13 protein-coding genes are annotated in these 22836 nt (G+C 37.5%); 10 read left to right on the top strand and 3 right to left on the bottom strand.

The genetic code is table 11. The annotated features are described in order from the left end of the window. Positions 1-7: 7 nt before the first annotated feature. The 6 genes from ldpA (at position 8) to BC008_RS33230 (ending at position 11470) form a co-directional block, all read left to right on the top strand. Positions 8-1183, top strand: coding sequence for a circadian clock protein LdpA (ldpA, locus tag BC008_RS33255; protein ID WP_027846449.1), 1176 nt, complete (start codon positions 8-10; stop codon positions 1181-1183). Between the two features lie 41 nt (positions 1184-1224). Next, the gene (locus BC008_RS33250) at positions 1225-2973 is read left to right on the top strand and encodes a R3H domain-containing nucleic acid-binding protein (RefSeq protein ID WP_027846448.1); all 1749 of its coding nucleotides are present in this window, start codon (positions 1225-1227) and stop codon (positions 2971-2973) included. A 965-nt stretch (positions 2974-3938) separates the two neighbouring features. Next, complete coding sequence (locus tag BC008_RS33245; protein ID WP_036268366.1) at positions 3939-4151, top strand: UPF0175 family protein; 213 nt, start codon at positions 3939-3941, stop codon at positions 4149-4151. A gap of 547 nt (positions 4152-4698) precedes the next feature. Next, positions 4699-5988, top strand: coding sequence for an adenosylmethionine--8-amino-7-oxononanoate transaminase (gene bioA / locus BC008_RS33240; RefSeq protein WP_027846359.1), 1290 nt, complete (start codon positions 4699-4701; stop codon positions 5986-5988). Positions 5989-6339: 351 nt separating this feature from the next. Continuing rightward, the gene (locus BC008_RS33235; protein ID WP_058184276.1) at positions 6340-9873 is read left to right on the top strand and encodes a tetratricopeptide repeat protein; all 3534 of its coding nucleotides are present in this window, start codon (positions 6340-6342) and stop codon (positions 9871-9873) included. After that, positions 9812-11470, top strand: a complete 1659-nt coding sequence (locus BC008_RS33230) for a phosphorylase family protein (protein ID WP_153009707.1) — start codon at positions 9812-9814, stop codon at positions 11468-11470. The genes BC008_RS33235 and BC008_RS33230 overlap by 62 nt, the downstream gene beginning before the upstream one ends. A gap of 300 nt (positions 11471-11770) precedes the next feature. Here the strand turns inward: BC008_RS33230 and BC008_RS33225 are convergent, their stop codons facing one another. After that, positions 11771-12511: a pyridoxine 5'-phosphate synthase gene (locus BC008_RS33225; protein WP_027846346.1), complete on the bottom strand. Its 741-nt coding sequence runs from the start codon at positions 12509-12511 to the stop codon at positions 11771-11773. Between the two features lie 316 nt (positions 12512-12827). Here BC008_RS33225 and BC008_RS33220 point away from each other — a divergent pair, with 316 nt between their 5' ends. After that, on the top strand, positions 12828-14342 hold the full coding sequence (locus BC008_RS33220) for a TRM11 family methyltransferase (protein WP_058183555.1): 1515 nt from the start codon (positions 12828-12830) through the stop codon (positions 14340-14342). Between the two features lie 309 nt (positions 14343-14651). On the opposite strand, the gene upp is transcribed toward BC008_RS33220, so the two are convergent. Together upp and BC008_RS33210 are read right to left on the bottom strand one after the other, a co-directional pair. Beyond that, positions 14652-15287 carry a uracil phosphoribosyltransferase gene (upp, locus tag BC008_RS33215; RefSeq protein WP_027846345.1) on the bottom strand — a complete coding sequence of 212 codons (636 nt, stop codon included), beginning with the start codon at positions 15285-15287 and terminating at the stop codon, positions 14652-14654. A 235-nt stretch (positions 15288-15522) separates the two neighbouring features. Beyond that, positions 15523-16767 carry a URC4/urg3 family protein gene (locus tag BC008_RS33210; protein WP_036267810.1) on the bottom strand — a complete coding sequence of 415 codons (1245 nt, stop codon included), beginning with the start codon at positions 16765-16767 and terminating at the stop codon, positions 15523-15525. Positions 16768-17563: 796 nt separating this feature from the next. On the opposite strand from BC008_RS33210, the gene BC008_RS33205 reads away from it, so the two are divergent. From BC008_RS33205 to BC008_RS33195, 3 genes are all read left to right on the top strand, one after another. Continuing rightward, positions 17564-18043 carry a hypothetical protein gene (locus BC008_RS33205; RefSeq protein WP_027845961.1) on the top strand — a complete coding sequence of 160 codons (480 nt, stop codon included), beginning with the start codon at positions 17564-17566 and terminating at the stop codon, positions 18041-18043. Positions 18044-18233: 190 nt separating this feature from the next. Continuing rightward, a complete protein-coding gene (locus BC008_RS33200; protein WP_058183556.1) occupies positions 18234-19064 on the top strand; it encodes a fimbrial biogenesis chaperone in 831 nt (276 codons plus the stop codon). Continuing rightward, positions 19061-22171, top strand: coding sequence for a carboxypeptidase-like regulatory domain-containing protein (locus BC008_RS33195; protein WP_058183557.1), 3111 nt, complete (start codon positions 19061-19063; stop codon positions 22169-22171). Before BC008_RS33200 ends, BC008_RS33195 begins: the two co-directional genes overlap by 4 nt. Positions 22172-22836 lie beyond the last annotated feature (665 nt).

Below are 22836 nucleotides of genomic sequence, written 5' to 3'. Positions count from 1 at the left end.
TAGAAATGTGACTGTTCTTCAAAACGCTCCTTTAAAATCCCTTGAGGAAGGTAACTGGTTTAAGCTCATATGCGGAGCCAGCTTCCAACATCTGCCTGCAGTTAGAAGTTTAACGATTGCCTACACATTGGCTGGTGCTGACTGCATAGATGTCGCTGCCGATCCTGCTGTGATCGCAGCCGCTCAAGAAGGATTACATGTTGCCTCCCTATTTGTCAAGCAAGCTAGGGAGAAAGGTTTTTTGGCATCAAAAAGTCTACCATTACTTATGGTTAGCATAAATGATGGCGAGGATCCTCACTTTCGGAAAGCAACATTTAATTATACCCAATGTCCTCCCAATTGTTCAAGACCATGTGAAAGAGTTTGTCCAACACAAGCCATTGTTTTCGAGCGCCATCAAGAGAAATACTCTGGTGTTTTAGCTGAAAAATGCTATGGCTGCGGTCGTTGCGTTCCTATTTGCCCGTATGATAAAATTTATACATCATCCTATGTGTCGACGCCGGGAGCGGTTGCGCCATTGGTACTTTCAATGGGGGTGGATGCTGTAGAAATTCATACTCGTGTAGGACGGGAACAGGAATTTAAGCGATTGTGGCAATCCATTGTGCCATGGCTGAATCGCTTGAAATTAGTTGCGGTCAGTTGTCCAGACGACAAAGGATTCATTGAATACCTCAAATCGATATATGATTTGATGTCTCCTTTGCCGGGTGCATTGATTTGGCAAACTGATGGTCGTCCGATGAGCGGGGACATAGGAGGTGGCACCACTTTAGCAACGGTGAAATTAGGGCAAAAAGTTTTGACATCTAAGTTACCCGGATACGTGCAATTGGCAGGTGGCACAAACAGCTATACAGTTGCCAAAATTAAGGCAATGGGAATGCTGCGTACGTCTATGGGGAATGGGAGGAAAGGTGCTTCAAGTAACAATTCCTCAAATTTCTTTGAATTATCTGATAATTTTCCGAAATCCCCATATATTGCCGGTGTAGCTTATGGTAGCTATGCCCGGGTCTTATTGTCGCCAGTTCTTCAAAAACTAGAAGATAAGGAGGTGAATAACCATAGCGATCGAGCTATTGTCCGTCTTGAAGAAGAGCCAGACTTGCTTTGGCAAGCTGTAGAGCTTGCCCATTCTCTCGTTTCCCAGCTCAAGTTACAGCAGGAGCGCTAGTTCATAGTTCCCTATCTCTAAAAACGTCACCATATTAAAGCATGACGATTACAGACGATCTCCAAAAACTATTAGAAATTTTGCCCCAAGATCTGAGGCAAAATTTAGAGAACCATCCGCAAAGAGATAGCTTAGTAGAAGTAGTCTTGGATTTGGGTCGATGCCCAGAAGCTCGATTTCCTTCCGGAGCCGAGTATTTGAGCGACGTACCAGTCACCCAGGAACAGATAGATGATTGCATTGTGCGAGTGGGAAGCTTTGGCGCAGACAACAGAGCCGGAATAGAGCAAACCCTGCATCGCATCAGTGCTATTCGCAATCGCAGTGGGAAGGTTATCGGTTTGACCTGTCGTGTTGGTCGAGCGATTTTCGGTACCATTAGTATGATCCGCGATTTAGTCGAAACTGGAAAATCTATTCTGATGTTGGGTCGTCCTGGGGTAGGTAAAACTACTGCCCTACGGGAAATCGCTCGTACTCTCGCAGATGAATTGGATAAGCGAGTGGTAATTATTGACTCTTCCAACGAAATTGCCGGGGATGGCGATGTGCCCCACCCAGCAATTGGAAAAGCAAGAAGGATGCAAGTGTCCCATCCAGACCGACAACATCAGGTGATGATCGAGGCGGTGGAAAACCACATGCCAGAAGTGATTGTCATTGATGAAATCGGTACTGAGTTGGAAGCCTTAGCAGCCCGTACCATCGCTGAGAGAGGAGTACAGTTAGTTGGTACCGCCCACGGTAACCAAATAGAAAACCTGATCAAAAATCCCACACTATCCGATTTGGTTGGTGGAATCCAGGCTGTAACCCTGGGGGATGATGAAGCCAGAAGAAGGGGTTCTCAAAAAACTGTACTGGAAAGAAAAGCTCCTCCAACCTTTGAAATTGCCGTTGAAATGCAAGAGCGGAAGCGTTGGGTTGTTCACGAAGATCTCGCAGATACTGTTGACGGTTTGTTGCGAGGACATCAACCTACTCCCCAAGTTAGAACCGTTGATGAGGAAGGTAATATCAACATTACCCGTCAGTTAACTGCAATCGACGGTCATAAGAAGGGTAGCCGCAGAGAAGAATCTTTAGCTGCTGCAGGTTCTGGCAGGAAATCCACTGGTTGGCGTGCTAGCGGACAAATGATTCCGCTACCATTATCTTCTGAAGCAGAAAATGGTAATGGTTCTGGGCGAAGTGAGTTTGAACGCTTATTACGTAAAGAATCTTTAAGTAACGGCAATAGCTTCGGTCGCAATAGCAGATCGGAATCGGGACCAAACGGTGAAGATCTACCACTCCATATCTATCCTTATGGTGTCAGTCGCCATCAATTGGATCAAGTCATTGGGGTTTTGAATTTGCCAGTGGTCTTGACAAAGGAACTGGATAATGCTGATGCAATTTTGGCTTTGCGATCGCACGTGAAAAATCATGCGAAGTTGAGGCAAATGGCAAAGGCGCGCCATCTACCGATCCAGATGCTCAAAGCTGGTACTATTCCTCAAATTACCCGTGCTTTGCGTCGGTTACTGAATATCGACGAACCGGAAGTTACTGACGATCGCGAGTTGCAACTTTTTCTCCATAGCGCCAGCGATGATGAGATGGATGCTTTAGAAGAAGCTAGACTTGCGGTGGAACAAATTGTGATTCCTAAGGGACAGCCAGTAGAATTACTGCCTCGTTCGCCACAAGTACGTAAAATGCAGCACGAATTAGTAGAACACTATCGGCTGCGATCGGACAGTTTTGGGGATGAACCAAATCGCCGATTAAGGATTTATCCTGCTTAATTGAATTACACATTTAATTTAATTTACACAAAGCCCCTTTTCTTTACTGGAGAGGGGTTTTTGAAGTCAGAAGTCAGAAGTCAGGAGTTAGGAGTTAGGAGTTAGGAGTTAGGAGTCAGGAGTCAGGAGTCAGAAGTCAGGAGTCAGGAGTCAGGAGTTAGGAGTCAGGAGTTGGGAGTCAGAAGTCAGGAGTTGGGAGTCAGAAGTCAGAAGTCAGAAGTCAGAAGTTAGGAGTTAGGAGTCAGGAGTCAGGAGTCAGAAGTCAGGAGTTAGGAGTCAGGAGTCAGGAGTCAGAAGTTAGGAGTTAGGAGTCAGGAGTCAGGAGTCAAGAATGAAGATCTAGAAGTGGAAATGGCTTATTAAACCTGAATTTTTAATAATTTTTTGCTTTTGCGTTCGCTTCGCGGCGGCGCTTTAGTGCCTATCGCCAATGAAAGATTAATTTATTATCGTTATGATGCGATCGTGAAGGCTTTAAAGTTAAGTTAAGGCTTACCAATATTATTTTTCATTTGTTTTGACAGATTTTTGAGACCAATCTGAGCCCAAACAATTTAATTAAGCCCGAGATTATTTGGATCTATATTGTGATTGTGCTACATTAAAGTTAAGCTGTATTGCAGCGAAAAAAATAGTTATGATTCTAAGGATTCATGACTCATAATTTTTCTTGTGCCCCTTGTGCTTACATTTTTTTATGCAGATTTGCTTGAATGTGTAGCATTACAAGAAAAAACCCCGCTGCAGCATTAACAACGGGGTTATAACTCTATGAACTAAAGTTAGTGTATCACATTAAATTTGTTTTGTGATATACGTTTTTTGCATTTTTATAAAAATGTAATTCGACAGTGTTAAAAACCGCCTAGTTTTCATTGTTCCATAGTGAACAGACTAGGTGGTTTTTGCAATGTAATGTTTGACAACTAATCGAAATATTTACATGTATTACTGGACTATTTTTGATGACACTGGTGAATATTCAATTACCTGAAACAGTATTTTCCGCTCTTCGGAAAAACCCAGAAGAATTTGTCCAAGAAATGCGAATTGCAGCAGCAGTCAAGTGGTATGAGTTGGGGGAAGTATCACAAAATAAAGGATCAGAAATTGCTGGACTTAATCGTGCAGAATTTATCAATGCTTTGTCCCGTTATCGAGTAGATTTTATGCAGTAAGTAAGTCGGCACAAATAAACCCAACTACATAACAAAATATAAACTAGCCTGAAATCCCTGTGTTAGCGGAGCGTGTCCGACGGGACATATGCTTTCACGTTCTAAGTGAGCAAACCAACTTTGCATCGATTGGGATACTTGATCTGAAATAATCTTACCGTTAATACGGTCACTAGGGCGACAATAACCTCATAATAATTGCTATAGCAATCCTTCCTATTTGATTTGTGAACGGATAAATCCTGTAGAGATGTTGCATGTAACGTCTCTACAATGTTGGTTTTTATAAATTATTTAGGATTACTAGATATAAATAAATTTGAACAAAAGATACCACCATAAAACATGGTTTGTAATTCTCATTTCTAATCAGAAAGAGAATTCCACCAACACTATAATACTAAAAGCATCTACAATATTTAATGACTCAGTTTCGGTCTATTAAGAATTTACAAAAATAATTCACTCCATAATTTATTACCTGTAGGGGCGCACCGACGTGCGCCCGAATGAGTTAATTTGATAATTTGTACCGATCTCTAAATAAATGCATCCCCACATTTGGTACCCCTTTACCCAAGCAAAAACCTCTCCTCCTCCCTTAAAAGTAAAATCAGCCCGAGGAGTTTGGTTAGAGTTAAAAGATGGACGCAAAATCCTTGACTGCATTTCTAGCTGGTGGGTAAATATCCACGGACACACCCACCCCAAGATTGCAGAAGCGATTTTTCGCCAAGCAACAGAATTAGAACATGTGATTTTTGCCGGTTTTTCCCACGATCCAGCAGAAATGTTAGCCGAACAATTAACCGAAAGACTTCCAAATGGTTTGAATCGAGTTTTCTTCTCTGATAATGGCTCAACTGCTGTGGAAGTAGCTTTGAAAATGGCTTATCAGCACTGGGTGAATCAAAATCAGCAACGCCAAAAATTTATTGCTTTTGAGGGAGCATATCACGGAGATACCTTTGGAGCGATGTCTGTGGGTAGTCGTTCTATATTTACTCAGGTTTTCTCTGATATGCTGTTTGAGGTGGATTTTTTACCTTACCCAGCAACTTACATCGGCGATCCAAAAATAGTAAAGCGCGAACAAGAAGTTTTAAACCAACTTCAGGAAAAATTAGAACGAAACCCAAAAGCATATGCAGGGATAATTATTGAACCCCTGGTGCAAGGTGCAGGTGGAATGCAAATGTGTAGGGTGGAGTTTTTACAGAAATTGCATCAATTAGCCCAGCAATTTGATACCTTGCTGATATTTGATGAAATTATGACCGGGTTTGGTCGCACTGGAGATTGGTTTGCTTGTCTCAAAGCTCAAGTAACACCTGATATTATTTGTCTTTCCAAGGGAATTACCGGTGGATTTTTACCTTTAGCTGTCAGCATATGTTCTGAAGAGATCTATGCAAGTTTTTACAGTGACGATCCAATTAAAACTCTGTACCACGGTCATAGTTATACCGCAAACCCCATTGGATGTGCAGCAGCTTTAGCTTCCTTGGAATTGATGGTGGAAAATGAACCTGCTTTTAAAGGGATGGAGGAAAAACATTTACAATATCTGACAAAATTGAGGGAAGCTCCTAAAATTGAACCCAAAATTGAAAAACTGCGGGTTACTGGTACTATAGCCGCAATGGATATTGTCAATTCACAGAAATCGGGATATTTAAATAAAATTGGTTTGGTAATTAGAGAAAAAGCGATTGAAAAAGGTTTGTTGTTGCGTCCTTTGGGTAATGTACTTTATTTGATGCCCCCTTATTGTATTACTGATGAGGAATTATCTATGGTTTATCAGGGAATTGGGGAGATTTTAGATAGTTTGTAATTTACTTTAAATGCAGAGAAAGGAAGATTTAGTATTGAGTGACACAAAGCATTTCATGTGTCTTATGTCTCCTTAGTTATAATTAGGAAGTTATCTATAAGAATTTCTAGGAGCATTGCTGATAAGGATATTCAAAAAAATAACTTCCCAATAAATTTTCTTACAGTGTCTCACTAATTAGCCTTCGCAATTACAAAATTTAGTAAATTATTTCTGCGAGTGTCCTAATATGCTTGAATGCAGAAGATATTTAGGTGATATTGTTATAGATTTAGGGACAATTAGGAAAATATTTAGGTGATATTGTTACAGATTTAGGGACAATTAGGGAAAATTTTTATTTTAACAGCTATGCCTCGTTTCTTTGGGAGTCATCATTTAGAAATATTAGAAGCGCTTTCAGAAAATTGGCTGAATAATGCTTCACCAGTATTCTTCCTCCAAGGTTTTCCAGGAGTAGGAAAAAGAGCAGTTGCATATGAGCTAATAAAATCTCTTAAGAATTCAGATTGGATTATTCCAGAAATCGTAGATATGCCTGACAGTCAAACTAACTCTCTCAATGATTTATTTTTAAATATAAGTGAGGAGTTAAGTTTGTGTAAAGAAGAAACAATGTCTCGCGCTGTAGAACTGGGACATTCACTGGAAAAAGCCTTAGAAAAAATCTTAATAAGTAAAAAAGTTTTGATTGTTATTGATGAATTTCAAAGAGCATTTATTAGTGGTTCAAATCAGCCAATTGATTCAGTACAGAATTTTTTGCAGAAAATAAGTCGTCGTAGCAAAGTTTCCGGACGCATATTAATCCTAACACCGAAGTTAATCGATGAAACTGAATTTTGGTCAAATAATTATGAAACAAAAACTTTAGGATGTTTGTCATTTCAGGAAGCAGAAGAATTATTAGAAATATTATTAGTTGAAAAAAAGAGAAGTCAAGAAGTACCCCATCAACGTCGTTATGATATTGTAAATTGCTTGGGTTGCAATCAAAGAGCTATCGAAGTTTTTGTTGGTAGCTTAAGGAGAGATTCTTTAGAATACTTGATTGGAATTTCTCCTGAAATATGGAAAACTGAAGATCGCAAAATATCAGAAGATTTTTTATATAAATTAGAAAAAAATTTATTAGAACAAATACTAAGCCATTTTTCTGGAGAAACTATTGAGTTTTTACAATATATTTCTGTATATCGTAATAAAGTTAAAAGAAAAGCTTTAGAAAATTTAGTATCGAGTAGCAAAAAGAGAAAAAAATTATTTGAAATTTATCGGGATGAATTGATAGATAGCTTTATTTTAGAACAACGTAGTGGGTTATTTAGTTTACATCCCGTAGCCAAACAAATAGCATTAAAGCGTCTTCAAGAAAAACCTCAAGAATTACAGAAAGCTCATTACATAGCATCAAGTTATTATACTCGTCATTTTAAATCAGATAATTTCAGCAAGGAAAAACCATCCAGTAGGGGAGGTAAGTTTGTAGAAGCTCGCTATCATTTAATCCAAGCTGGAAAAGAATCAGATCTGAAGTCAATTGCTTATAATTTTGAAAATTACTTATTAAAAGAAATTATTTATAAACGAGAAATTCCTCAGCAGAAAAACGAGCTAAATGAAATGATTGCTATTTGTTTAGCATTACGAGAATCTTTATATTCCCAAAGTATTGAATACTATCTTGCTAAACTGTTTAAGACAAGAGGGACGCAAGAAGACTTAAAACAAGCCCTTCTTCACAGTGAATACGCAACAGAATTTACTGTATCTGATGAATATTGGAAATTTCGTATTGATTTAGAGCTACAGGTTAATGGAATTGAAAAAGCTATTAAAATTGCTAATAACAGCTTAGATAATGTTCCTGTTGATAGAGGGCGTTCAAAGCTTTATTTATATTATGCAGATTTATTAGTCAGAATAAATAAACAAAGTGAAGCCGTTCTTTTACTAAAAGAGGGGATTAATAAGATACCTCCAGATAAAGGATTAAGTTCACTTTACCTTAAATGTGCTGAATTATTAACGAAAGAAAATAATTTGGATGATGCGATAAATTTACTTAAGGAAGGAATTAATATTATTCCAGAGCATCAAAAAGAATATTTATATCGGGATTGTGGAAAATTATTAGCACAAGATGAAAAGCAATTATCTCAAGCTATAGATTTAGTTCAAACAGGTATAGATGATACTTTTTCTGTGAAATTTCCTACTTCTTTATATGAGCTACATGGAGAATTACTGATTAAGTCAGGGAAGGTCAAGCAAGCTGTTGAGTTTTTTCAAGATAGTATTCAAAAAATTCCTGTTGATTGGGATTCCATTGGTTTTTATAAAAGATGGGGAGATGTTTTAATAAGATTAAAGGAAGAAGATGAAGCTATCGAGCTACTGAAAGAGGGTATTAATGTTATACCTGCTCACAAAGGACCAGTTGCTTTATATCAAAGTTGTGCTGAATTATTAGCGAAGTTAAATGGGAAAGCAGAAGCTATTGAATTATTACGACAAGGTATTCGGAGAATTCCTCCCGATAAAAGTCACACTATATTATTTCAACGTCAAGGAGAATATCTTGCTCAATTAGGAAATATTAATCAAGCTCTTGATATATTGAATGAAGGAATTAATCAAACTACGAATAGTCAAGGTCGTATTACACTATATCTCTGTGGTAGTCAATTATTAGTCAATGAAAATAATATTTCGGCAGCTATAAATTTTATCAAAAAAGGAATTACACAAATTCCTCCCAATACAAGTATTGTTTCTCTGTACGCAACTTGTGGGAGTTTACTAGCCCAAGATAATCGAATAAAAGAAGCAATAGAGTTATTACAGTCAGGGATCCAATGCATTCCTCCAGATAAAAATCTTGGTACACTTTATGATAGTTGTGCAAATTTACTAGCCCAAGAACATCGAATAAAAGAAGCAATTGAATTACTACAACAAGGAATTCAACACATTCCTCCAGATAAGAATCTTTGGGAACTTTATGATAGTTGTGCAAATTTACTAGCTCAAGATGCTCGGATAAAAGAAGCAATTGAATTACTACAACAAGGAATTCAACGCATACCTCCGGAAAAAGATCTTCGCACGCTTTATACAAACTGTGCAAATTTACTAGCTCAAGATGCTCGGATAAAAGAAGCAATTGAATTACTACAACAAGGAATTCAACGCATACCTCCGGACAAAGATCTTCGCACGCTTTATACAAACTGTGCAAATTTACTAGCTCAAGATCATCGGATAAAAGAAGCAATAGAGTTACTACAACAAGGAATACAACGTATTCCTCCGGATAAAGGTCTTCCTGTACTTTATACAACTTGTGGGAATTTACTAGCCCAAGATGCTCGGATAAAAGAAGCAATTGAATTACTACAACAAGGAATTCAACGCATACCTCCGGAAAAAGATCTTCGCACGCTTTATACAAACTGTGCAAATTTACTAGCTCAAGATGCTCGGATAAAAGAAGCAATTGAATTACTACAACAAGGAATTCAACGCATACCTCCGGACAAAGATCTTCGCACGCTTTATACAAACTGTGCAAATTTACTAGCTCAAGATCATCGGATAAAAGAAGCAATAGAGTTACTACAACAAGGAATTCAACGCATTCCTCCTGATAAAAATCTTTTTGCCCTTTATGATAGTTGTGCAAATCTATTAGCCCAAGATAGTCGAATAAAAGAAGCAATAGAGTTACTACAGCAAGGAATCCAGCGTATTCCTCCCGACAAAGGTCTTCGTGTGNCTACAGCAAGGAATCCAGCGTATTCCTCCCGACAAAGGTCTTCGTGTGCTCTATACAACTTGTGGAAATTTACTAGCCCAAAATGCTCGGATAAAAGAAGCAATTGAATTACTACAACAAGGAATTCAACGCATTCCCTCTGATAAAGAACTTCATGTACTTTATATAAATTGCGCTTCTTTGCTAGCACGAAGCAATAAAGTCAGAGAAGCGATCGCTATCTTGAGAGAAGGTTTATCTATTATTCCTTTTAATAAATATGGTAGACATCGTTTAGCTGAGAATGCGATGCTATTTTGTTTAGCTAGTAAAAACGATTTAATTTTAGAAGAAATTTTAGCAGGTAATGGCAAGAATTCTTTAGAGCCAGAAATGCTTGAATTAGGAAAAGTATTGAGCGCTCAATTAAAAGGAAATTGGCAAGAAGCTGCAGAAATTGCTCATCAAGCAAGAACAACATTTCATAATCTTCTACTACTCACTGAAGAAGTTTTTTCCTGGCTTTGTGCTGGAGATTTAAATTCTGCAGAGAAAGCAATTCAGAGTTTTACTTCTCGCAAATCTCCAGTGGGACATCCGATTAATTGGCTCAAAGCATTTATTGCGATCAAGAAAAAAGATTATCAATTGGCAGAAGAAATTATAATTGCTTATTTAGATCGTCCATTACAAGCAAATGAAACTATCGACAGGGATTTTTTACTCTACCTGTGGGATACATCTGTAGATTTTAAGGAAGGGATAAATATTGCTTTTAACTTTCCTACTTTACCGCCGTCTTTGACAGGATTAGAAACATCAATTACCCGCCAACAGAATGATGTTAATGTTCTCCCCAATATATTAAACGGGAAAAATAATTCTTATAAAGATACTCTAGAAATTCCTACTCCATTAGAAATCACTCCTCCACTACATAAGGAACAAACACAAGAACAAACCCCCATAGTGAATGCAGCTGATGTTTTGATTGTGACTGTAACAAAAGTAGAAAGTCGTGCTGTGATGCAGGTTTTTGAGGGGTCTACTGGTCATGAAGCTAATCCACAACCAATCAATAATCGTATTTACTTTAACTTGGGAACTGTCAATGGTGCGCGGGTTGTTTTAACACAATCGGAAATGGGTACTAGTGGTTTAGGCGCTTCGTTACTCACAGTACATAGTGGGATTGACGCGCTTTCACCTGCTGCCGTTATTATGGTAGGGATTGCTTTTGGAATTAATGAGGACAAGCAGTCTATCGGCGATATTTTAGTTACAGAGCAATTGCGTCCCTACGAACTGCAAAGATTGGGTAATAGTGGAGAAGACAATCAACTTAATATTATTTTGCGCGGCGACAAACCCCATGCTTCACCATGGCTAATTAATCACTTCAAAAGCACAGATTTATTTTGGAACGGTGCTGATGTACACTTCGGTGTCATGCTGACTGGTGAGAAGCTAGTGGATAATGTAGATTTTCGCGAGCGACTTCATGACTTTGAGTCAGAAGCAATTGGCGGTGAAATGGAAGGGGCTGGCTTGTACGTCGCTTGTCAAGAGAAAAAAGTGGACTGGATTCTGGTCAAAGGTATTTGTGATTGGGCTGACGGGAATAAAGCAGAAGATAAAGAGATTCGCCAGCAAAAAGCTGCTCAAAATTCTGCAGAGTTTGTGCTCGAATCACTAAAATTTGCACCAATTACTAAACAAAATTGATAAGTAAAAATCTACAGATTACTTAAAAAATTGCCTAGTACAGACAAAATAACTAGTAGTCCTTTTCATTAATTATGACGGATTGGTTTGTTGTCAAAACCCCGGTAGAGACGTTGCATGCAACGTCTCTACAACCCATCAAAACTAATGAAAAGGACTACCTACTAGCATGGATACTACACCACATAAACTACGAAGGTTTCTAGAGACGTAGCATGCTACGTCTACGATAGGGTTTCTTCGATAAACAAACTCATCAAAATTGATGAATATAAAAGGAGTATGAAGATAAAAGGAATATCAGGTAGAAGACAAAATTTCCAGATAAGCCTTAACCGTATTATGCAATCCCATTTCCAATGCTTCAGCAATTAACGCATGACCGATGGATACTTCCAGGATGTTGGGAATAGAACAGAATTTTCCTAGATTTTCTAAATTTAGATCGTGTCCAGCATTAACACCCAAACCTGATTCTAAAGCAACTTTTGCTGCTTCAAAATATTTAGGAAAAACTGTTTCTACATCACCATCGCGAAATGCAGTCGCGTAAGGTTCCGTATATAATTCAATTCGGTCAGCACCAACATCCTTCGCTAAGGGTATTTGAGTTACATCTGCATCCATAAACAGACTTACCCTAATCCCAAAAGATTTTAACTTTTGCACGATTGGTTTGAGGCGATCGCTATCTTTGCTTAAATTCCAACCACTATCAGATGTGAAAGCATCGGGAGCATCGGGTACTAAAGTACATTGTGTGGGTTTGACCTCACAAACCATATCCATAAAGTTGGATTCAAACGGATTACCTTCGATGTTAAATTCGATATTTTTGAATTCAGGTAGAGCAAGCATTTCTGCTAGTTCATATACATCTGCAGGTTTGATGTGTCGCTGGTCTGGACGGGGATGAACTGTAACCCCATATGCACCTGCATTAATAACTATTTTGGCTGCATTTATAACACTAGGGATGCCAATATTCCGAGAATTTCTGAGTAAGGCTACCCTGTTGATATTAACACTAAGCTTGGTCATAATGAATATATTTACAAAAATGGCGACAGTACAAACCCAACTATTAACCTTATGTAAGTCGAGATTGGATTGGAAATAGGAAAATGTAAAGCGTAATAGGTCGTGAAGAACTGATTATTTTAACAAAATTCCTATTTCGGTATATTTTAGAATAATTCCTTTGACAGTTTTTACCTTTGAGAATTGGGCGTTTGAACTCAGAGTTTATTTATCAATATTTTTTGTTTTATTTTTATTTGCAAAATTACTAAGAATATCTTGGCAGGTCTCATCACAGAATAATTTCATCAAAAATAAATTTCATCGCAAATAAACTGTGAATAAAAGTAGAGATATTGTAGAGTTTGGCGATTTTCAAACTCCCCTAAACCTGGCGAAACAAGTAGCGCTTATTGCCATCAATTCGCTTGGTAATATTAGAACAATTATAGAACCGACTTGTGGTTTGGGTACATTTATCGAAGCACTGATAGAAATTGAAACAGAGTTTTCAAGAAAAAATCCAACAGAAACATCAATTAAAAATATAATCGGGTGGGAAATTAATCCCAAATATGTCGAGATTGTTAAAAATAATTTATCTGTCAATAATAAAAAAATTTTGATATCAGTAGAGGAACAAGATTTTTTTCAAGTTAATTGGTCTGAAATTAATCATCAGCTTCAAGAACCAGTATTGTTTATTGGTAATCCTCCGTGGGTGACAAATTCAGAATTAGGTAAACTACTCAGTAAAAATCTTCCAGAAAAAAGTAATTTTCAAAAGTTTACTGGTTTTGCTGCAATTACGGGAAAAAGTAATTTTGATATTTCAGAATGGATACTCACGAAAATATGCGAACAGATTTCCCATACTAACTCAGCTATGGCATTTTTGGTCAAAACATCGGTAGCAAGAAAAGTTTATCAAAATATTTGCCAAAATAATTTATTAATTTCATCTATGTTTATTCGTAAAATCAATGCAAAAAAACACTTTGGTGTAAATGTAGATGCTTGTTTATTTTTTGCCAAGGGGACAACAAGTATTATTAATGAATATCTTTGTCCTGTATATAATAGTTTAAAAGCTTCAAAACCATGTACAACTATTGGAATATCTAAAGGAAAATTAATTTCAGATATCAAAGTATATAAAAAATTATCAGATATTGATTCTGGATGCGAATTTAAATGGCGTTCTGGAGTTAAGCACGATGCATCAAAAGTTATGGAATTTCAAGTTACGACCGAGGGTTTACTAAATGGATTGGGAGAAATAGTAGAACTACCTGATGACTATTTGTACCCAATGTACAAAAGTTCTGATATTTCTCAACAAGAATTACAATCTCCTACCAGGAAGATGTTAATTACCCAAGAAAATATCGGAGATGACACGCAAAATATTATTAAGTGGTCTGAGAAAACTTGGGAGTATTTAATCCTTAATTCTAAATATTTCGACGCAAGAAAAAGTTCGATTTACAAATATGCTCCCCGCTTTTCAATTTTTGGGGTCGGTGATTACACTTTTAAACCTTGGAAAATTGCCATATCCAGCCTTTACAAAAATATAAAATTTACTAAAATTGGACTTTTTCAAAATAAGCCTATAGTTCTAGATGATACTTGTTATATGTTGGGTTTTGACTTGGAAAAAGAAGCAGATTTGATTTTTCAAATACTCACATCCGATATCGCCAGCAATTTTATTAATTCCCTAGTATTTAAAGATAATAAAAGAACTATCACAGTTAGTCTTCTAAATCGGATAAGCTTAAGGTCTATTGCCCTGAGGCTTGGGTTAGATACTGATTTCGAACGTTGCTTTTTTGTTGATAGTAAATAGACATCTCTGGGAAATAATCTAGAGACGTACCAGAGCCTGCGGCGTCGGTGAAGCCTCTGGTACGTCTCTACAAGGGTTTCGGGTATACATATTTGATTCCAGAGAGTTCTAATGAGAATATAGGTTAGAATATTATATTTCCACGGGAAATAAGGAACATAGAAACATTTTCTCGCTATATCCCCTATCTGAAATCGAATCGAAGCAAATATACTTCTATAACAATTGAGAATAATTCTTACTTTTACCTATATTTTGATACACATATTTTTTAATTAATCCTCTCCTTTTATCGCTTCAGTTTTCCAATTAAAGGGTTCCAAACATTCTATCTCCAGCGTCTCCCAAACCGGGGATAATATAACCATTTTCATCTAGTTTTTCATCAACAGCAGCAGTGAAAATTGGAACATCTGGATGTATGTCACAAAAGTGTTTTAGACCCTCTGGAGCTGCAAGTAAACAAATAAATTTGATAGATAAAGGATTTGTGGATTTCAAACGCTCAACAGCTGCGACTGCGGAATTACCTGTTGCTAACATCGGGTCTACCACTACAACGTTACGCTTATCAATATCCTGTGGAACTTTAAAATAATATTCAATTGGGATAAAAGTGTTAGGGTCGCGATATAGCCCGATATGTCCAACTCTCGCAGATGGTATTAGCTCTAACATACCATCTAATATTCCCTGCCCAGCCCTTTGAATCGAGACAATAACTAGTTTCTTTTCTGGTGCTAGTATGGGAGCATGCATTGAAGCCATGGGGGTTTTAATCGATTCGCTTTTCAAAGGTAAATCGCGAGTGACCTCATATGCTAACAGCAGACTTATTTCTTTAAGCAGAGAACGAAATTTAGCTGTGCTTGTTTCAATTTTACGCATTATTGTCAGCTTATGCTGAATCAGAGGATGCTTGATTAGGGTTACTTGCTGTTCCATATCTGAGTAAATATTAAGGAGCGCGGAGGAATTAACTCGCGCTCATAAAATCTAAGTATATAAGCTACAGCTAATTAGTCAATTATCTCAATAAAGAACGTTGCACAAGGGAGTCAGAAGTCAGAAGTCAGAAATCAGGAGTCAGGAGTCAGGAGTCAGAAGTTAGAAGTCAGAAGTCAGAAGTCAGAGACGTTAACATCACTCATTACCCATTACCAATTACCCATTACTCAACTCAAAACACCGTACCATCGCTTTCTATCTGTATCGGAGGTATTCCACCCGTTCTTAGTTCTGAAGCTATTTTACGACCAGCGAGCCAAGTTCCACCTTGAAGAATTTTAACTAACGGTAACTCTTGAGAAGTCATATCTAATTTCTCGCGGATTTTCGCAGCGATACGATCCAACATAACAACCGTCAGAGCACGCCACTCAACTATAACTTCTGATGAGACGGGATGGGGAGAACGTAAAACATTAGGACGTTTTACTTCAATCAGTCCTAAATCAATACATAAACCACCATTACGATATTCCGGTAGTCCAGTCAAATCATCTAAACCAGTAATCTCCCAACCTAACTCCTGTAGAGGTTCCAACAGAGAATAGGTCAACCATTGGGAAAGCTTATGAAACGGTACAAAACCATCATCTTCAATACTGCGGTGAGACCAAACGTCACCCAAGTTAACCCCATCAAATTGTAATCTTCCCGGCCAAATATCACTAAATCCTTCTAATAAAGCTTCTAAAATACTTGCTGCAGCTAACTTATTATTTTTAACTTTAGAACTCAAATAATGTACCAAATTTCCCGGACGAGGATTTGTTGCTCCAAACATCTCTGGTTTGGAAAGCAAGACTCTACCTAACTTTTGTAATAGTTTTAAACGTCCGCTAAATCCTACCAAATAATTTTCTGAACTTACCTGAAAACCAGTTGCTAGTTCTGATTCTCCCAACGCTTGTAATTTTCTTGCATCCACACAATATATCTGATGGCGATCGCTAGAAAAACTTCCTTGACAAAACATATGGAGACTCGCGATCGCTAACCCTTCAGAGCGTTTAAAACTCGAGCCCGTACTTTCTTCGTAATAAACCCAACTACTACCAGCGCCAGCATCCAATAAAATACTGAGAATAGCTAAATCTAGCTTAGCTACTGCTTTTTCTGTGGGTTTTAAATGGGCTAATGCTCGGTCGAAATCCTTTAAACGTTCTATTCCTCCAGCTTCAAAATGTCGCCAACGGCTGTGGAAAGGAATATGTAAATCTGGATACTCAGCATGCATCACATCAATGACGTAATCTGCTACTTTTCCTAGCCGATCCAAATTACAAGTGAAGTAGGATGAATTACCTTCGAGCACCATTGCAAACAACTCTTGACAACGTTCGCGAATCGCAATTGGCGATCGCAAGTAAGCAACCAAATTCCTTTGAGTTATTGGTGTACTGATAATTTCTTGATTCATCTTAGTTACCCCTGTTTTTATACACCAAAACTTGATACAACACTATTAAAATCCTTTGCAGTTGCTGAAAAAAAGCAATCCGCTCAAAATAGAGATGTTTTGTGTAATAATACACCTTTTCCCCAAAATATCCTACTTAACTCCAGAAATATATTTCTTGTTCGATATTTATTCAAGCTGCCATATTAATGAGATATTTTGCCCGTATCGCAAGCAAGTCAGTAGATAAAGTACGTTTACTCGTGAAGTGCTAACAAGTCAACGAATACAAGCGAAAGCCATCTGACTGACTAATCCGTCCAAATGCGATCTATGCTTTACATTTAATTCCACATATTTGCGTACTTAAGTAAGTAGGCGAGAAAAAAGTAAACTATGTGAATAAATATAAAATATCTGTATTTGGCTAGTAGTAGCGCTAAAGCACTATTACAAACAAGTTATGATTTTTCTTACTAACGTACTTACCTGTAATTTTTTTGTGTATATTTCATTCATTATTGATATTAATGTAATAAATTATGTAAAAAAATATTTAACTTTTCCGGACTGTTTAGCTCAGAATTAAATCAAAATTTATTTGATAGTTGTATTCCGGTTTGTTTAATAATTAGTTCTCAAGATAGATAAAATTACCACTTTTATTTGGGAATAATATTGTTTTTATTAATAGAAAATTATTTGTAGTTAATAATATTAATATTTACGTATTTTTTACATGTTATTAAAAATTAAATTAAAGATACTATTGCAATTAATAAAAGATAAACATTAGTAAATTTAACAAATTAAAATCATGTTAAATCGCAAGTTATTCATTTCTGCAATTCTACTTACTAGTACTTTCTTCGCAGGGTCTTCTTCTGCTCAAGCAGCTCCAGAAACTCAGGATGTTTTATTCAATGGTACCTATGAAGGTGGGTGTCAATTCAGTGGCAAAAAAGATGGTACTGTCACCCCCAATGCATTATTTGGTGCTACTTCTTTAGGTTCTAGTACAACTTATCCCGATGCTGTATCAGGGGAAGTTACAGTTAGCTGTAATGGTCTGCTTAATCAAGTTACAGCTTCTGAACCGGAAGTTATTAACGCACCAGGAGGGGCGAATTTTTCTGCAAAGCTTTCATACTTAGATGATGCTCCTGGGGCTACTCCTAAGGTGATTCTTACCAATACTGAAACTACAATCAAAGTAGATATGACAGCAACTAGTCTTTCAGCAATTCCCACAGGAGATTACGAATTCAAAGTAGTTGTCACAGCAACTCCTAATTAATTTGCAGGTTTTAGATGCATAAGCTTTAGATGCGTAAGTTTTAGATAACAAGACCGAGTTGAAGACGTCGTATAACTCTTGCTAAGACAGGGTGTGTTTACCAATTTTATTGAGTAATGTTTGAATATCTCTTCATCATTCAATCAAAGCTCTAATATTTACTTTTCAAATAAATAAAATTACTTTTTATATGTTAAATATTTTACGTTATTTCATCCCATATTTTTGGTTTGTAAGTATTGCTTCGAGTATATTTTGGTCCCAAAGCAGTGCTGTCGCTGAACTTGGAGTTTCACCGATAATCATTGAATCACAAGCGACACGAGGTCGTTCGGAATCAGTAATTAATATTAATAATACTAGCGAGGAACCAATTCGAGTACGGATTTTCGCTGCACCTTTTACATATAGTCGAGAAGGAAAATTTAAAACACTATCTTCTAGCGATTGGGACTTGAGTTCGTATCTGCAATTTTCACCTAGGGAACTCACTATCTCACCCAAAAGTTCGCGAAAAGTTCGTCTGTTAGCTCTATTGGATCCAAATTTACCTGATGGTGAATATCGTGCTGTTATTTTTTCTGAAACTCTTACTAAAAATAACAGTACAAATACTACCAATGTGGGTATGGTGACTAGAGTTGGAACAACATTATATGTTGCGAAGGGCGATCGACGAGTACCATTATTAACTGTAACTAACAGCAGCTTTGATGAGCAGAAAAACCAGTTACGCTTACTGGTGCAAAATCAGGGTTCTGCTTCTGCGCGTCCTCTCGTATCTTGGGAATTGAAACGGAGTGGAAAAGTTGTTCTTAAAGGTCAAACTCAACCTGCAACAATAATTTCATCTAGTGAAAGAAATCTTTTGATAGAATCTTTATCTAAGAAATCTTCCTTATTACCTCCAGGAAAATATCAGCTTAGTGGAAAATTAATCTGGAAACAAGATAGAAAACATCAAAGTTTACCGTTCCAAGTTCCGGTAAATGTTGGTCGATATGTTGGGGAAGCAAAATGACAGATATCGCTACACCAACCCAAGATTATATTCCACAATCACAGCAGCTATCATCTCAAATCTCTATTTCTACTTTGCAAGCAAATAGGAATGATAAGGATATCAATAATTTTGATTACAGTACTGCTGCACCTCCAGAACAAATGGGAATGGAGTTAAGTTCGAGTGTTGAACCGTACCATATAAATAAACTCAACGGTCAAATTAAAGATGAACAAGCAAACACTCAAAACGGTCGAGATAATAAATTTAAGTTGCTAAGAAGTAAACTCAAAAAATCAATATTATTACGGTCATCTCCGAACTCCACAAATTCCCCAACTCAAAGTCAAACTTCAGACCCATCAACAACTCCTCCCTCGACTAATTCAAAACTAGAACCATCTATAGACCCAACAGAAGTTAATATTCCTACAACTTCGAACTCCATAAATTTCCAGACTCAAAATGAAAATCTAAGCTCTTCAAAAAATCAATTTAGGGATGAAAATTCATTCGAACCTCCCTTTCAAGACTCGAAAATACAACAATCTCAATCGACGACTAATTCTGACATCGGGAATAGGAGTCAAATAGCAGTTTCAAGTTCGTCGCAGTTTAGAACTTTCCCTGTCGGAGTGTTGATTGGGAGACGGAATGTCAGACAAAGTATGTTGGTACGCGGTGGAGAAGATGGTTCTCAGGTTATAGAATTTGAGAAATGGTTATTACCATACAATGAAGTTATTAAGATATTGCAGTTTAATACTCAAAACTTACCGGATGGACGAGTAGAATTACGATCACCTACTGTTAATACTCGAATAAGTCTTAAGGAACTGACTAAGGATCCAAAATTAGGATTAGCATTTTCTATTCAAGACTTGAAAAAATACTTTGGAGTTAGTGCTAATTTTGATCTTAAGGACTATGCTATTCGCCTTGAGATTCCACAGTCAAATCGTCGTGTTTATACCGAAATTGATGAGAAGCCCGTAAATTTAGAAGGGTTACCAACTTTACAAGCACCTAAATTTTCTCTATCTACTGTATCTCAGCGATTAACAGTGCAAGGGGGTGAAAGTCAATCCTTGAATTGGCGTGGCGATGCTAGTGCAATTGGAACAGCATTTGGTGGTAGCTGGTTTTTACGTACTGAACGGTCACAGATACAAGATAAACAAAAGTGGAATTTAGCCGAAGCTCAATTTTTACGTCAAACAGAAGCTGCAGATTATATTTTGGGTTCTCAAAATCCCTTCTGGTTGAATACAGAAAATACTGGTAGTTATTGGGGATTTACTACCATTCAACGTCAGGGTTTTGTACCATCACAATCGATTTTGAACCTATCACCAGAGCAACGCCTGCAAGCAGATTACCTGGGAAGAACTATTACAGGAAAAGCAGAACCGGGAACTTTAGTACAGCTAGTAGAAAGTTTTACTAATCGCTTAATCGATGAAGTTTTAGTGGATAGTGATGGTACTTACGAATTTGATAATGTTGCTGTCAGGGGTAAAATTCCCTTAAATAAATATAGCCTTTATCTTTACCCTCAAGGTAGACTTGCCGCTCAACCAGAAATTCGAGAAGTAACTTTAAATAGCGTTCCTGGACAATTACCCAAAGGCGGATCTGCTTTGATAGTTTCAGCAGGAGGAGAACGTCAGTTAACTAACAGTTTTCTGGGCAAATTTACGGGTTTTCGTGGCGGAGTTGCTAAACGTTGGGGAGTATCAGAAGATTTAACCTTAGGTTTGGGCGCTGTTCATAATGGTTCTGCAAGAGGGTTAACAGAAATTTATTGGCAACCACGAAAATCTGCTTTGTCGGTAGCATTATCAAGCTTGACGCCGGGAATAGGAGGCAAAAAAAGTAATGATTGGCATTTTCGTAGTAACGTCAACTTCCAGCCCTCCACAAATTTTTATGCAAATTTCAGCAGTGACTTTGTTCGGAGTCGTTTCTATGTTAATTGGCGATTAAAACCATTCCTATCTGTATTTAGTCTCCTCGATAGTCAAAAAGCTGCAAAAATTGGTGCCCAATTTATTCGTAGTCGTAAAAATGCCTTCACTTTTGCTAGCCTCAGCGTAAATACTGAAAATAAATGGCAATGGAATTTACTGCAAAGATTGGGACAAGTAGAACTTTTTTCAAATGGAAATGAAACTAGAACTAATTCCGAATTAGCTTACTACTTTAATCCGAACAAATATAGCAATAAAGGACATGCTTTAGTTTTGGGTTATGAAACCAAGTTGAATTCGGACGATAATGATTTATTAAGTTTAAATTGGCGATATCGCTCAAAAAACCAAACCTATGGTGGTAGTCCTGTTTGGGAAGCTGAATTAGGCTATGGAGTTGGTTCTCAAGGTTCTGGTTTACTTGCCGCCGTCAGTACTTCAATTTTACCAGGACTGAAATTACGGGGAAGATATCAGGGGGCTTCTTTGACTTCTGACCAGTCTGCATTTCGGCTGGAATTTTTACCCAGTCTCAACTTGCAAGGTGGAATCAGGGGTAGTAGGAGACGCGATCGCACTTTACGGAGCGAAGGCGGAATTTTACTTCAAGCTTTCTTCGATCAGAATGCTAATGGTAAGCGCGACTCGGGAGAAAAAATATACCGAGATGACTTAAATTTACTAGTTTCCCTCAATAATCAATCCTTAAGCTCAGCCAAACCAGAAACAACAGGTAGTCGAACTTCAATTAATTTGTCTCCAGGAAAGTACCGTCTCGATCTAGACCCAGCAGGTTTCCCAATTGACTGGCAAACTTCAACATCAGCTTATGCTGTAGAAGTCGTTGCTGGTAGTTACACCTCAGTTTCAATACCCTTAGTTCCGGCTTATACTATTTCAGGAGTAATTAAGGATAAACGGGGAAATGCATTAGCTGGTGCAACAGTAGAAGCAATAGATTCTCAAACAGGGAAAAAACACCTCTCCATTACCAATAGTGCTGGTGTTTATTATTTAGAGCATTTAATGCAGGGTAATTACCATTTACAAATTAATGGTCAAATACTTCCCCGAAAGATGGTTAAGCTTAATTCTAATTCTCAAAATTGGCAAAAACTGAATATTAATATAAACCAACATCTTTCCTCAAATTAAACAGGACTTACGCAACGGATATTTGTCATTGCGATCGGAACGCAGTGTAGGAAAGCAATCCCAGCGTCTCGGGAGATTACGTCGCTAACGCTTGTTCTAACGAACACGCAATACCTACGGTACACTAGAGCCTGCGGCGTCGGCAAAGCCTCTGACTAGCGTCACGCTCCGCTAACCGCTAAGCGCTAACGTAATGATGTAATTACGTTGATTTTGCGTAAGTCCTATTAAAAATTAAGCCTAATTTGAATTTTTATAAGGTTAAGGCTTTCAAAAAACTTTATAAATTAAATTTATTGATTGTTAGGAAGACGATACACCACTAGAACATCCTTTTTATTGGGGAGCGTGGATTTGTCAAGGTAGTACCGGTTCTCTGAATTTGAATTCTTAAAGGTAATAATTTGCACCTTTCTAAGGAAAGGATCGAGTTCAAAAGTATTTTCATCCCCGTAAGGGGAAAATAATTTAAAACTTTATGGACATGAATAGAGCCATATAGAGAACCGGGTTCAAGTTTCCATCCCCGTAAGGGGAGAAGAATTTAAAACTGGTTGATTGCGGTCATATATGCAATATCGCTTCACATCGTTTAATGGGTGGGGCGGGGATATCGCTACCCCTTTCCCCCCGACAAACCGGACAAGCAAGTTACCCTGCATCCG

Origin of the sequence: Mastigocoleus testarum BC008 (genome assembly GCF_001456025.1) — a bacterium.
In the GTDB taxonomy this organism is placed as follows: Bacteria; Cyanobacteriota; Cyanobacteriia; order Cyanobacteriales; family Nostocaceae; genus Mastigocoleus; species Mastigocoleus testarum.
The sequence above is the reverse complement of the archived record's forward strand: the minus strand, read 5'-3'. Positions and strand labels throughout refer to the sequence as shown.